This is a genomic window from Humibacter antri (genome assembly GCF_054777235.1).
In genome coordinates this window covers 1-13,550 of sequence record NZ_BAAHAW010000003.1, presented here as the reverse complement: position 1 = coordinate 13,550, position 13,550 = coordinate 1, and the positions used below count along the sequence as shown (strand labels likewise).

Here is a 13,550-nt window from a genome sequence, read left to right as displayed (position 1 = left end):
GTCGCTGATCGAATGACCGCAGTTCAGCCGAGCGCGCGCAAGCCGCGCCGCTTCGGTGCCTGGTATGTGGCCGAGCACCGCTTGCGCGTGATGCGCTCCTACGTCTCCACTGTGCTCGTCGGCGCGGTCGGCACACCACTGCTGTACCTGTTCGCGATAGGAGTCGGCCTCGGTGCGCTGGTGAGCGCGAACCTCGGACCGCACGCGGTAGACGGCGTCAGCTACCTGCAGTTCGTCGCCCCCGCGCTGTTGTGCACGGCGGCGGTGACGGTGGCCTCGGAGGAGCTGACCTATCCGATCCTGCTCGGATTCAAGTGGAACCCCACGTTTCTCGGCATCAGCTCATCTCCTATCACGCCCGGGCAGATCATCGACGGAATGGTGATCGCCGTCGTGGTGCGCCTGGTCGGCTCGAGCCTCGTCTATTGGCTGTTCATGCAGCTGTTCGGCGCGACTCCATCGGGTACGGCCTTCCTCGGAGTGTTCATCGCCACCCTCGTCGGGCTCGCCTTCGGCGCGCCGATCATGGCGTACGTCGCCACGATCCAGACCGATTCGGGGCAGATAACCATGCTGATGCGCTTCGTGCTGCTTCCGCTGACCCTGTTCTCCGGAACGTTCTTCCCGCTCAGCACGATGCCGATCTACCTGCAATGGATCGGATGGCTCTCGCCGATCTGGCACGGCACCCAGCTGGCCCGGATCGTGTCCTACGGCGCCCAGCTGCCGCCTTGGCTGATCGCCGTGCACGTTCTCTACCTGCTTCTGCTGTTCGTGCCCAGCTGGTTGCTCGCCCGCCGCATCGCGAAGCGAAGGCTCTACACATGACGGGGGTGGATGTTCGGGCGCCGGAACAAACGCGCACCGGCCGCAGAGGCGCGGGATCCCTGTATGCGGGAAACGCTCGGTCCGTCGTGTACCGCGGATGGCTGGCGACCAAGTCGACGAACTGGCTGGTCGTGGTCTCCGGCGTCTTCGAGCCCGTCTTCTACCTGCTGTCGCTCGGAATCGGACTCGGCGCGTTCGTGGGCACCGTCACGGCCGGCGACGGCGCGCACATCTCGTACGCCGCGTTCATCGCGCCGGCACTGCTGGCGACCGCTGCGATGAACGGGGCGGTGTACGACTCGACCTGGAACGTGTTCTTCAAGATCCGCTTCGCGCGGCTGTACGAAGGGATGCTCGCCACCCCGCTCGGTCCCCTCGACGTGGCGTTCGGCGAGATCACGTTGGCCCTGCTGCGGGGTGCGGGCTACGCGGTCGCATTCATGATCGTCATGCAGCTCGTCGGGCTGAACCTGTCCTGGTGGGCTCTGCTCGCGTTGCCCGCTGTGCTCCTCGTGGCGTTCGCGTTCGCCAGCTTCGGCATGGGCATCACGAGCTACATGAAGTCGTTCCAACAGATGGACATCATCAATTTCATCCTGCTGCCGATGTTCCTGCTCTCCGGCACCTTCTACCCGCTGTCGGTCTACCCGCAGGGCGTCCAGGTGGTGATCCAGGCGTTGCCGCTGTGGCAGAGCGTCGACCTGGTGCGATCGCTGACGACGGGAGCGGTCGGTGCAGGCATCCTGTGGCATGTGCTCTATCTCGTCGTCATGTCGGTGCTCGGCATGATCCTCACCACGAAGCGGCTGCGTGCCCTGTTCCTGGACTGAATACCCGTCGATCGACGGGTTCCTGAAAGTACCCGATAAGCTGGCTGTATGAGCGTGGCGAACGAGATCCTGGGAATCCTGCATGTGGCGGCCGCAGTCTTCATCGTGGGGCCGATGGCCATCCTTCCGATGACGGCGATGCGGGCGATCCGTGCGGGCTCTCCGACCCAGGTGCGAACGCTCGCGCGGTCGACCAACGTCTTCAGCCTGCTTTCGCTCCTGACCTTCATCCTCGGGTTCGGTGCTCTGGGAACGTCGGATCCGAAGTACCACGTGAGCGTTTCCTCGACGTGGGTCTGGTTGTCGATCGTGCTCTACGTGATCGCGCTGGGACTGACGCTGTTCGTGGTCGTGCCGGCGATGCGCCGTGCGGCGGATGCGATCGAGGGCGAGGAGGCGGTCGAGGCCGAGGATCCGGGTGCGAAGGCCGCCCCGCAGGCATCGAACGGCGGCTATGGCGCGCTGGCCGGCACGAGCGGCATCGTCAGCATTCTGCTCCTGGCCGTCGTCGTGCTGATGGTGTGGAAGCCCTAGAGGCGAGCGCTCAGTCCGCTGCGCGCCACGACGAAACGAGCCGGGTGACGTCGGTGGTGAGATGGTCGCTGCTGTTGCCGCACTGGTAGGTGTCGAGCTTCGCTGACGACCCGTCGCCTAGCCGCATCGCGAGGTGCGTGGCGATTCCTCCCGCGCATCCGTTGCTGGATGCCTGGCCCTTCTCACCCGGCTGCCATCCGTCGTCGTGCAGCACGCGCTGCAGCGCCGCGAGCCGGTCGGCATCGGTCGTGGAGCGTGCCGATTCGTCGAAGTTCGGCACCGCCTGCGACTGGCTGTAGGTGACCGACGCGAGGCTGCCGTTCCACGAACCGGGACGTCTGACGACGATCACGATGACGATGACGATCGCGATCGCGACGACCGCCCCGCCGATCCAGAGTGCGACCTTGCGTGCCCTGTCCACGTGGACAGCATAGGTGCCCTCCGTGCGCGTTGGCGCGGGCGCCCGCACGTAGTCAGGTGCCCCGGCGGGTTGTAGTGACTCCCGTGAGTTGAAGTGACTCCCGCGGGTTGAAGTGACTCCCGTGGGTTGAAGTGACGACTCCCGTGGGTTGAAGTGACGACTCCCGTGGGTTGAGCTTGCCGAAACCCCGCGATCGATGGGCGGGTTTCGACAAGCTCAGCCCGCGGCAGCGAGCTCAGCCCGCGGCGCGACCTCAACCTGCGGGAGCGACCTCAACCCGCGGCGCGACCTCAACCCGCGGCGCGAGCCCAACCCGCGGCAGAACTGCGCCGTCAGGCTCCCCGACGCAATTCGCGCAGCGCGACCGCGGTGGCGATCGCCGCGTGGGCGGCCTCGGCGCCCTTGTCCTCCTTCGAACCGGGCAACCCGGCGCGATCGAGTCCCTGCTGCTCGTCGTCGAGCGTGAGCACGCCGAATCCGACCGGCTTGCCGGTATCCAGCGCAACCCGGGTGAGCCCGTCGGTGGCGGCAGAGGAGACGTACTCGAAGTGCGGGGTGCCGCCGCGGATGATCACGCCGAGCGCCACGACCGCGTCGGCACCGGCATCCAGTGCCGCTTTGCTCACCACCGGCAGCTCGAAGCTGCCTGGCACCCGCACCAGCTTCCAGTCGGCGCCGGATGCCGTCAGCTCGCGCTGCGCCCCCGCGACGAGTCCGTCGCTGATGGTCTCGTGCCAGGTGCCCGCGACCACCACCACCCGCAGGCCTTCGCCATTCACCGTCTCGTGGTCGGCCGCGCCGGCTCCGCTCATCGGGTCGCGCCTTTCTGCTCGGTGGTCGGAACCACTGTCGTCTTCGTCGCAATGTGGTGGGCGATCAGCTCGTCGTCGGAGGCTGCGGCGTCCTGCTCGAACGTGCTGTCCAGATCGCGCAACTCGGAGTCCGCGACCGGCAGCAGGTGTCCCAGCCGGTCCCGCTTGGTCTTGAGGTACTGCTCGTTCAACGCGCCGAGACCCACCACGAGAGGCACGCGCTCCTCGACGGCGACGCCGTGCCCGTTGAGCTGGTTGACCTTGTCGGGGTTGTTCGTGAGCAGCCGCACCGAGCGCATCCCGAGATCGGAGAGAATCGCGGATGCCGCACCGTAGTCCCGTGCGTCGATCGGCAGCCCGAGCGCGAGGTTCGCGTCGAGGGTGTCGAGCCCGTCCTCCTGAAGGCGGTATGCCCGCAGCTTGTTGATCAGGCCGATGCCGCGGCCTTCGTGGCCGCGCAGGTAGATGACGACGCCGCCGTCACGCTGGATCGTGTCGAGCGCCGCATCCAGCTGCGGGCCGCACTCGCACTTCAGCGATCCGAAGGCCTCGCCGGTCAGACACTCCGAGTGCACGCGCACGAGCGATCCGGATGCACCGGGCTCGCCGGCGATGATCGCCACGTGGTCGGCGCCGGTCATGCGGTCGCGGTAGGCCCGCACCCGGAAAGGTCCGTGCGTCGTCGGAACGGTGGTCTCGACCTCGAAGATCACGCGCGAGCTCTCTGGAACCGGTGCGACCGCTTCCAGCGGTGTGTCGCAGTGGAACTCCTGCAGGTAGGCGATCAGTGCCTCGATCGTGATCACCGGCACGTTCTCGCGCTCGCCGAACTCGATCAGCTCGGGAAGACGCATCATCTCGCCATCGTCCGCCACCACCTCGCCGATCGCGCCGACCGGAGTCATCCCGGCCAGCTTCAGCAGGTCGACCGTCGCCTCGGTGTGGCCGTCACGCTCCCGCACGCCGCCCTCGACGGCGCGCAGCGGAACGATGTGGCCAGGACGATGCAGACTGCGGGCGGTGGACGACGGATCGGCCAGCACGCGCAGCGTGTGCGCGCGGTCCGCGGCGCTGATGCCGGTGGAGAGCCGGTCGGCCGCGTCGACAGTGATCGTGTAGTTCGTGCCCCGGGAATCCTCGTTGTCCACGACCATGACCGGAAGCTCGAGCTTGTCCGCGAGCTCGTTGGTGAGCGGTGCGCAGATGAATCCGGACGAGTGCCGAACCAGCCAGGCCACCCATTCCTGAGACGCCGTCTCTGCGGCCAGCACGATGTCGCCTTCGTTCTCACGACTCTCGTTGTCGGCCACCAGCACGGGGCGTCCGGCGCGCAGCGACTCCAGCGCCTCGGGGATCGTCGCCAGTGTCATGCTTCGCTCCTGACCGCGGTTTCCCGGCTCACGCCGGAGTGCCGGGGAGATGCGTGCTCGAGTGCGAGCATCCGCTCTACATGCCTCGCCAGGATGTCCGTCTCCACGTTCACCCGGTCGCCTACCGCTCTGCTGCCCAGGGTGGTCGCCGCGAGGGTCTCCGGAATGAGGGAGACCTCGAACCACTGCTGCGGTGCTCCGGCGTCACTCACGGCGGAGACGGTGAGCGAGACGCCGTCGACTGCGATGGACCCCTTGCGAGCCACGAGCGAGGCGATCTCGGGGGAGAGGCTGAAGCGCACCACGCGCCATGCCTCGCTCGGCGTCACGGCCAGAACCGTCGAGATGCTGTCGACGTGGCCCTGCACGATATGGCCGCCGAGCCGGTCGCCGACCTGCGCGGCGCGCTCCAAGTTGACGGGGGAGCCCGCAGCCGCGTCGTCGAGCGTGCTGACCGCCAGGGTCTCGGCCATCACATCGGCAGTGAACGAGTCCTCCGTCTGGTCCACCACGGTGAGGCAGACACCGCTCACGGCGATCGAGTCGCCGTGTCGGGCGCCCTGCACCGCCAGCGGCCCGTGCACGGTGATGCGTGCCGCGTCGGCCCCGCGTGCGACGGCGGTGATCGTGCCGAGTTCTTCGATGATTCCGGTGAACATCCTCAAGCTCCTTGGGCTTCGTGAGTCTGCGTGGTCGTCTGGGCGGCATGGCCTGGCGGCGCCGGTTGCGTCGCGTCATCGCCGTGCCATGGATTGAGGGTGCGCGCCGCCGGGTCAGCGGCTATGACGAGCAGGTCGTTGCCGATCAGCTCGACGCGTTGCAGGCGCAGGCTCCGTTGCTCCGCGATGGAGTGCACGCCGATGTCGTCGAGCGCGGTGTGCGCGCCGCCCAGCAACGTGGGCGCCAGGTAGACGTGGAACTCGTCGACGAGCCCTTCGCGCACGAACGCGCCCGCGAGCACAGGCCCGGCCTCGACATAGGCGGTGCGGAACCCGCGCTCGCGCAATTCGACGAGTGCACCCGCCAGGTCGTGGCCGGACAGGAAGACCGGTGGGTTCGGGTGCCGCCGCACCGCCGCGTCGTCCGGCACGACCCGGTCGCCGAGCACCACAGCCACTGGCTGGCGTGCCAGCAGTTCCCCTGCGTCGCCCCTCGCTGTGAGGCTGGGGTCGTCGGCGAGGACAGTGCCTGTGCCGACCACGATGGCGTCGGATGCCGCCCGCTGCTCGTGCACGTGCTGCCGGGCCGCGGATCCGGTGATCCACCTGCTTGTGCCGTCGGAGGCCGCGACGCGGCCGTCCAGGCTGCTCGCCCATTTCAGGGTCACATGCGGGCGGCCGAGACGTGCCGCCACGATCCAGTCGTGCAGCAGCCGGGTCGCCGCATCCGCTTCGACGCCGGCGATCACCTGGACGCCGGCCTCGCGCAGCCGTTTCGCGCCGCCGTGCGACGCGTGGCCGGGGTCGTCGACGGTGTAGACGACGCGCGCGACGCCGGCGGAGATGAGCGCTTCACTGCACGGCCCGGTGCGGCCGGTGTGATTGCAGGGCTCGAGGGAGACCACGGCCGTCGCCCCGTGTGCTTGTTCCGGTGTGAGCTTCGACAGCGCGTCGGCTTCGGCGTGCGCGGTGCCCGCGCCACGGTGCCAGCCTTCGGCGAGCACGTCGCCGGTGGGGGAGAGCACGACGCATCCGACCTGCGGGTTCACCCCGTTCGCAGGACCGAGAGCGGCCAGTTCGAGGGCGCGCCGCATCGGCGCATCGAACCTCCCGGCTTCGATCCCGATGTCGGTCATTCCGGTCTCCGTCTGTCCTCGTTCCGCTCGTCGTCGTGACGACCGGTCTGTGGACCCCGGGGCTTCCTCGGATACATGCCGACGGCGCGGATGCTGACGCATCCGCGCGAGTGCTGCCTCCCATCCGGACTCTGCCGCGCCGAGCTCCCGCTGCCGAAGCAACTGAAGTTCAACACGCCATCACCGTCGGTGCCGGAATTCCACCGGCTCAACCTCGCCGCCTGCCACCGTTTTCACACGACGACCTGCGCCTGAAGCTCGCGGACTTTCACCGCCGGTTCGGACTCTCACCGACCCCGGAGCACTGCCTACACCCTACCAACGCGTGCCGGTCCGCTGTATTCCCCGCCCGGCATCTCCGGCGACGCCGGCCGCTCGCCCCTCAGTCAGGCGGCCGCGGAGAAACAGGCAGGTAAGCGCGTTCCGCGCCGGAACGGGCAGATGCTGCCTGTCTGGCGCGGTATGCCTGGATTCGCGTGGGGCGAATGCCGTCGGCTGCAGTTGCGTGGGACGGATGCCGGCGGCGGACGCCGGCGCGGTGTCACGCCAGAACGCCGGGCAGTTGCTCCAGCCGGGTGATGCGCATGACGCCGAGCTCGTCGGCGACGGCGCGCTCCGCGTCAGAGACTTCGGCCCGGTACCGATCGATCCACACGCCGGCGAGTCCGGCGCGGACTGCACCAATCGCATCCGTGCCGAGCCGGTCGCCGACGTATGCGGCGCACTCCGGCTCCACCCCGAGACGCGTGCACGCCAGCCGGAAGATGCGCACGTCGGGTTTGGTGATCCCGACGTCACCCGATGCCACGATCGTGTCGAATCGGTCCCGGATGCCGATCGCGTCCATCTTGCGCAGCTGGTAGTCCAGCTCCCCGTTCGTGATGATCCCGATCAGCACACCGGGGAGCCGTGCGCGAAGGGAATCTAGGCAGGGGAGCGCGTCGTCGTACAGGCTCCACGCGTCCGTGTAGTGCTCGAAGTAGTCGGAGTACCAGGCCGCGGCCGCCTCGGGGGTGAGCACCACGCCGTGCCGTGCCGCATACTCACGCGCTCTTGCCCGCCGCTGTTCCTCGTAACTGACCTCGCCGCCGAGGTAGCGGTGGTAGTGGTGCTCCTCGAGGCGGCGCCAGAATGCGATCTCGGCGTCGGCATCCGCTGCGTCGTACGGATGTCCGAGCCCACGCACGTACGTCAGCAACCCGCGTTCCACGGCATCCCGATGTGCGAACAGCGTGTCGTCCAGGTCGAAGAGCACGGCACGGATGCTCGCCCCAGTAGGCATCCGGCGTCCCGTCAGAGCCGCACGCGACGCAGGAAGCCGACCCGCTCGTATGCCTTCGCCAAGGTCGCCTCGGCGACCTCGGATGCCCGTTGCGCGTTCGCCGCCAGCAGTCGGTCCAGCTCGGCCGGGTCGCCGAGCAGTTCGAGGGCGCGCGCCCGGACGGGCTCGAACTCGCCGATCACGACGTCAGCGAGACCCTTCTTCAGGTCGCCGTAGCCGCGCCCGTCGTAGTCGTTCGCCACGTCTTCGATGCGCTGCCCGCTGAGCGCCGCGTAGATCGCCAGCAGGTTCGATATGCCAGGCTTCTCCTCGCGGTCGAAGCGCACGACGGAATCGGTGTCGGTCACGGCCCGCATGATCTTCTTGCGCGTCACGCTCGGCTCGTCGAGGAGCAGGATGAGTCCGGCGACGGAGTCCGCCGACTTCGACATCTTCGACGTCGGGTTCTGCAGGTCGTAGATGCGGGCGGTGTCCTTCTGAATGATCGCCCGCGGCATCATGAACGTCTCACCGAATCGGGAATTGAAGCGTTCGGCGAGGTCGCGCGTGAGCTCGACATGCTGCCGCTGGTCGTCGCCGACCGGCACGTCGACCGCGTCGTAGAGCAGGATGTCGGCCGCCATCAGCACGGGATACGTGAACAGCCCCACACTGGTGGAGTCCGTGCCGTAGCGCGACGATTTGTCCTTGAACTGCGTCATGCGGCCAGCCTCGCCGAACCCGGTGATCGTGTTCAGCACCCAGGCGAGCTCGGCATGTGCAGGCACGTGGGACTGCACGAACAGCGTCGAGGTCGTCGGATCGATGCCGGCGGCGATGTACTGTGCGGCCGTACGGCGGGTCTTCTCGGCCAGTTCCTTCGGATCCTGCGGCACGGTGATCGCGTGCAGGTCGACGACGCAGAAGAACGCGTCGTGGCTCCTCTGCAGCTCCCGCCACTGCAGCAGCGCGCCGATGTAGTTGCCGAGGTGCAACGAGTCGCTCGACGGCTGGATGCCTGAGAAGAGGCGTGGCTTGCTCATCAGTGGTTCTTTCTGGTGCTGGTGCGAGGTGCGGGTGCTGTTTCGCGAGACTGCATCCGGACCCCGAGACAGCGGGTGAAACCCACTGTCTCGGAGCGGGCGTGCAGTCTCACGGTTCGAAGGGGTGCCGAGCGCGGACGGATGCTCGGTCAGAGCGCGTAGTCGACGACGACCGGCGTGTGGTCGGACCATCGTTCCGCGTATGACGGCGCCCGGTCCACGTGGTAGTCGACGACCTTGCCGGCGAGCTTCCGTGTCGCGAGCTGGTAGTCGATGCGCCAGCCGGTGTCGTTGTCGAACGCCTGGCCTCGCCACGTCCACCAGCTGTACGGGCCGTCGACCTCGCCTGCCCACTTACGGCCGATGTCGACCCAGCCATGGCCTGCGCCGTCGTTGTAATGCTCGTCGTCTTGCGCACCCACGATCTTGTCCAGGTATGCGCGCTCCTCCGGCAGAAAGCCGGCGCGTTTCACGTTGCCCTTCCAGTTCTTGATGTCGAGGGTGCGATGGCCGATGTTCAGGTCGCCCATCACCGCTGCCAGCTCGTTGTGGCCGGGTAGGACCTTCATGCGGGCATCCATCGCATCGAGGAAGCGGTACTTGTACACCTGCTTCTCGGTGCCCGCCTCCCCGGAGGGCACGTATGCGCTGACCACTGTGACGATGCTGCCGTCCACTTCGTAGTCGGCCTCGAGCCAGCGGCCCGCCGTGTCGAAGTCGTCGTCGCCGAGCGCGACACGGTGAATGGATGCCTTGCCGCGGCTCGCCAGCGCAACCCCGGCGCGCCCCTTCGCGGTGGCCGCATCGTGCAGCACATCCCACTCATCACCGAGCAGACCGGTCAAATCGTCGGTGGATGCGCGCACTTCCTGGATGGCGAGGATGTCCACCCCGCGCGCGTCGAGCCACGCGCCCATTCCGCGCCGGAACGCGGCTCGGATGCCGTTGACGTTGACCGTGGCGATGCGGAGCGTGCGGCTGGAGGGCATGCGTAAAAGACTAGCCGGGGCCGCCGACATCCTTCGCGGTGCGGTCGTCTGGACGGCCGGCGTCGGGCCTCCCTGCGGGGCCGTCACCAGCCGGGATCGCGTCGCCGTCGACCGTTTCCGTCCACCAGCTGTGCCTCTTCGGCGGCAGGGGTGCGGGTTCCCGCGCGACACGCGTCAATTCCTCGCGGGCCTCGCGGAGCGCACGGTTCGCAAACCATTTGGCCAGCCAGCGCGAAGCCATCGCTTTGTGCTCGGCCGCCTCCACCGCGGTCTGGGCGACCAGCAGCCGAGCCGAGCGCTCGGCACGCGCCTTCTCGTACGCGATCTGCTCGGGAGTGCGGCGCCGCGGCTCGATGCCATGGTCGACCATCCCGACGGCGATCCAGGCGGCGGCGAGCAGGATCATCCGGCAGATCATGTTGAACCACAGCAGCAGCCCCACGAAGACGGCGAATGTCGCCAGCAGCGGATTGCGAGTGGCTCCGCCGATGAGCAGACCTCCGAGCGCGCCGAGCCCGCTGAGCGCGATCGCGCCGAGCAACGGACCCAGCACGAGGAAGCGCCACGGGATCACCACGCGCGAGAGAACGCGATACATCGCCACGAGCACGAAGTAGTTCAGCGCGATCGAGACGGCGAAACCGATCACGTAGCCGAGGAACGTCGGCCAGAACGAGTCGCTCGGAATCCCGAACAGGTCGAGCACGAACGCGGTGGCCTCGGTCGTGATCACCGAGACGGATGCCGACACGATCAGCACCACACCGAACACGATCGCCAGCCCGAAGTCGGTGACCTTCTGCAGGGCGTAGTTGCGTTCATCGCGCTCGAGGTCGAACATCGCTCGCACGGCCTGACGGGTGTAGTACAGCCAGGCGATCGCCGTCCAGAGCAGGCCGATCAGCGCGACGATGCTGGTCCAGCCGAACGTCGTGCCCAGCGACTGCAGCGCCCCCTCGCTGATCACTCCTTCGTGACCGCTCGTCCCGATCAGTCCGGGCACTGCGTCGTTGATGATGGCCACGAGCTTGTTGAAGAGGTCCGTATTGCTGGTGAGCCAGAACCCGGCGATCGAGAACCCGACCCACAGCGCCGCGAAGATCGCGAACAGCGACTGGTACGACATGCCGGCCGTGCGCAGGTTGCCGTCGTTGTGCGAGAACTGGATCCAGACCCGGTACGGCTTCAGCGCCGTCACCCAGCGCCACCAGCGGTTGACCTTCCGCACCGGTCCCGCGAGCCGATCGCGCAGTGGATCGGCGAAGTCCTCCAGACGCTCCGTGAGCTGTTCCCGCTCATGAGCGGCCTCCGCGCGGAGTCGGTCGAGGCGACGGCGGTCGGCACGATCCGCATGCGCGGAAGCGGATGCCTGTGCCCCGGTTCCCGCGCCCGTCCCGCGGCCCCCGGGCGAGGCATCCGTCGACTTCGCGTTCCGCCGCGCCACGGCATCAGCCTATGGGCGATTGCGGCTCGGCGACGCGAGCCGGCTCGCGTCGCCGACCTGATTGAGCCCGTGAGCGGCGGAGCCGCGATATGGGCGCGGTGGAGCCAGGAGCGACGAGCCTGTGGATCGTCGCCGTGGCCCTTTCTGTCGCACGGCCGGGTGATCTGCGCCGCGCCTCGTCCGGAACCGGCGATGCGCCCCGGAGCAGAGCCGGCTGCTCTGGCCCGGGTGCGGTGGGCAGCCCGAGCGGCACTCACGTAAAACACGGGAGGGTTCGAGCACGCCCACAACGCGACATAGGCTGGGATCCGTGTCGACCCAGATCGCGGGCATCGGCGTGGGCCACGGCATCGCCGTCGGTCCCGCCTTGCGCATGCCCGACCCGATCGGCGAGCCCGACGACGTCGAGTCGCACGCTGAGGCCTCCGACGAGTACCGACGTGTCGAGTCGGCGCTGCGCGAGGTGACGGGTGAACTCGTCGAACTCGGGCACAGGGCCGGCGGTGACGCGGAAGAGATCCTCGAGGCGCAGTCGCTGATGGCGCAGGATCCCGCGGTGGTCGACGACATACGCATGCGCGTCGGCGACGGCAAGACCGCCGAACGTGCCGTGTTCGAGGCGTACGAGGAGTACGCGAAGGTGCTCGAGGGTCTCGGCGAGAATCCGGCGGCCCGCGGCGCTGACGTGCGCGACGTTGCGCGTCGCGTGATCGCGCGACTGCGCGGTGTCGCCCTGCCGACGGTTCCGAGGTCCGACGCACCGTTCGTGCTGGTCGCGCACGATCTGGCTCCTGCCGACACGGCGACCCTCGACCTCGGCAAGGTGCTCGGGATGGTGACGCGCGACGGGAGCAACTCGTCGCACACGGCCATCCTCGCCCGCAACAAGAACCTCGTGGCTGTTGTCGGAGCCGCAGGCAGCGACGCCATCGTCAACGGCCAGATCGTGATCGTCGACGCCGAGCACGGGCAGGTGGTGATCGACCCCGACGAGGCGTCCGTCGCCGCAGCCGCCGAGCGCGGCGGTACCGTCGCGGCGCCGCGACCTCTCACTCCCGGCGCGCTGGCGGACGGCACGCCGGTGCCCTTGCTGGCCAACGTGGGTTCACCCGAGGAGGCGCTGCCCGCCGTGGCGCTCGGTGCCGAAGGCGTCGGCCTGTTCCGTACCGAGTTCCTCTACCTGGATGCCCGCAAGCAGCCGCCCGTCGACCTCCAGAGGTCGCGCTACCGCGACCTCATGGCCGCGTTCAGCGGTCGCAAGGTGGTGGTGCGTGTACTGGACGCCGGCGCCGACAAACAACTCGCCTTCCTCGGGCACACGCACGAGGAGAATCCGGCGCTCGGACGTCGCGGCATCCGTGCCCTGCGAGAGCACGAGGACGTGCTGCGCGACCAGCTCGCCGCCCTCCGCGATGCACAGGAAGACACCGGCGCCGACCTGTGGGTGATGGCCCCGATGGTCGCCGACGTCGCAGAGACGGCGTACTTCGTGGAGCTCGCCCGATCGCTGGGGCTGAGCACCGTCGGGATCACCGTCGAGGTGCCGTCAGCGGCTGTGCTCGCCGACCAGCTCGTGCCGCTGTGCGACTTCGTCAGCATCGGAACGAACGACCTCACGCAGTACACGCTGGCGGCCGACCGGATGCTCGGATCCGTCGCGCAGTATCAAGACCCGTGGCATCCCGCCGTACTCCGCCTGATCAAGCTGATCGGGGATGCCGGCCGCGCATTCGGCACGCCGGTCGGCGTCTGCGGTGAGGCGGCATCCGACCCGCTGATGGCAGTCGTGCTCGTGGGACTCGGCGCCGAGGATCTCTCCATGTCGCCTGGCGCGCTCGCCGACGTGCGGGCAACGCTCGCCGGGGTCACGCTCGAACGGGCCCGCGAGCTGGCCGCACGCACCCTGGTGCAGACGAGCGCGGCGGATGCCCGCGCCGTCGTCGCCGAGGCCCTCGCCCCTCCCGCCGGTTGAGCCTGCCCCCCACCCCACACCACCCGCCGGTTGAGCTTGTCGAAACCCTCCCGTCCGCCGCTTGAGCCCGTCGAAACCCCTCCCGGTGGATGGACCTGTCTCCCGCTGGTTGAGCCTGTCGAAACCCGACCGCTGACCGAGCCCGGTCGAGCCAGTCGAAACCGTCCCGTCCGCCGTTTAACCTGGATCCACCGATTGAGCGTGGGGTGGTGTCGGCGCGTTAAGCGGAGAATGCCTGTCTGATCAGG

Annotated in this window: 13 protein-coding genes; 4 read left to right on the top strand and 9 right to left on the bottom strand. The window is 68.3% G+C overall.

The features are described 5' to 3' along the window. The first annotated feature begins 12 nt into the window (after positions 1-12). Genes ACYVDK_RS02380 through ACYVDK_RS02370 form a run of 3 tightly spaced genes read left to right on the top strand, consistent with a single transcriptional unit; the run spans position 13 to position 2,192 of the window. Complete coding sequence (locus tag ACYVDK_RS02380) at positions 13-828, top strand: ABC transporter permease (RefSeq protein WP_460517420.1); 816 nt, start codon at positions 13-15, stop codon at positions 826-828. Then, the gene (locus ACYVDK_RS02375; protein WP_460517418.1) at positions 825-1,658 is read left to right on the top strand and encodes an ABC transporter permease; all 834 of its coding nucleotides are present in this window, start codon (positions 825-827) and stop codon (positions 1,656-1,658) included. The genes ACYVDK_RS02380 and ACYVDK_RS02375 overlap by 4 nt, the downstream gene beginning before the upstream one ends. 48 nt (positions 1,659-1,706) lie before the next feature. Then, the gene (locus ACYVDK_RS02370; protein ID WP_460517415.1) at positions 1,707-2,192 is read left to right on the top strand and encodes a DUF2269 family protein; all 486 of its coding nucleotides are present in this window, start codon (positions 1,707-1,709) and stop codon (positions 2,190-2,192) included. A gap of 10 nt (positions 2,193-2,202) precedes the next feature. On the opposite strand, the gene ACYVDK_RS02365 is transcribed toward ACYVDK_RS02370, so the two are convergent. The 9 genes from ACYVDK_RS02365 to ACYVDK_RS02325 all read right to left on the bottom strand — a co-directional run bounded on the left by ACYVDK_RS02365 (position 2,203) and on the right by ACYVDK_RS02325 (position 11,330). Beyond that, entirely contained in the window at positions 2,203-2,616 is a 414-nt protein-coding gene (locus ACYVDK_RS02365) for a hypothetical protein (protein ID WP_460517412.1), read from the bottom strand. A 332-nt stretch (positions 2,617-2,948) separates the two neighbouring features. Next, entirely contained in the window at positions 2,949-3,428 is a 480-nt protein-coding gene (ribH, locus tag ACYVDK_RS02360) for a 6,7-dimethyl-8-ribityllumazine synthase (protein ID WP_460517409.1), read from the bottom strand. Then, positions 3,425-4,798: a bifunctional 3,4-dihydroxy-2-butanone-4-phosphate synthase/GTP cyclohydrolase II gene (gene ribB, locus ACYVDK_RS02355; protein ID WP_460517406.1), complete on the bottom strand. Its 1,374-nt coding sequence runs from the start codon at positions 4,796-4,798 to the stop codon at positions 3,425-3,427. The genes ribH and ribB overlap by 4 nt, the downstream gene beginning before the upstream one ends. Continuing rightward, complete coding sequence (locus tag ACYVDK_RS02350; RefSeq protein ID WP_460517404.1) at positions 4,795-5,457, bottom strand: riboflavin synthase; 663 nt, start codon at positions 5,455-5,457, stop codon at positions 4,795-4,797. The genes ribB and ACYVDK_RS02350 overlap by 4 nt, the downstream gene beginning before the upstream one ends. Before the next feature lie 2 nt (positions 5,458-5,459). Further along, entirely contained in the window at positions 5,460-6,593 is a 1,134-nt protein-coding gene (ribD, locus tag ACYVDK_RS02345) for a bifunctional diaminohydroxyphosphoribosylaminopyrimidine deaminase/5-amino-6-(5-phosphoribosylamino)uracil reductase RibD (RefSeq protein ID WP_460517402.1), read from the bottom strand. Positions 6,594-7,134: 541 nt separating this feature from the next. Beyond that, positions 7,135-7,875, bottom strand: coding sequence for an HAD family hydrolase (locus tag ACYVDK_RS02340; protein ID WP_460517399.1), 741 nt, complete (start codon positions 7,873-7,875; stop codon positions 7,135-7,137). A gap of 11 nt (positions 7,876-7,886) precedes the next feature. Further along, positions 7,887-8,897 (bottom strand): tryptophan--tRNA ligase, encoded by a 1,011-nt coding sequence (gene trpS, locus ACYVDK_RS02335; protein WP_460517396.1) that lies wholly within the window; start codon positions 8,895-8,897, stop codon positions 7,887-7,889. 149 nt (positions 8,898-9,046) lie between these two features. Next, positions 9,047-9,886 (bottom strand): exonuclease/endonuclease/phosphatase family protein, encoded by an 840-nt coding sequence (locus ACYVDK_RS02330; RefSeq protein WP_460517394.1) that lies wholly within the window; start codon positions 9,884-9,886, stop codon positions 9,047-9,049. A gap of 10 nt (positions 9,887-9,896) precedes the next feature. Then, positions 9,897-11,330, bottom strand: a complete 1,434-nt coding sequence (locus ACYVDK_RS02325; protein ID WP_460517392.1) for a YihY/virulence factor BrkB family protein — start codon at positions 11,328-11,330, stop codon at positions 9,897-9,899. A gap of 310 nt (positions 11,331-11,640) precedes the next feature. Between ACYVDK_RS02325 and ptsP the strand changes: the two genes are divergently transcribed. After that, positions 11,641-13,302, top strand: a complete 1,662-nt coding sequence (ptsP, locus tag ACYVDK_RS02320) for a phosphoenolpyruvate--protein phosphotransferase (protein ID WP_460517389.1) — start codon at positions 11,641-11,643, stop codon at positions 13,300-13,302. The last annotated feature ends 248 nt before the right edge of the window (positions 13,303-13,550 follow it).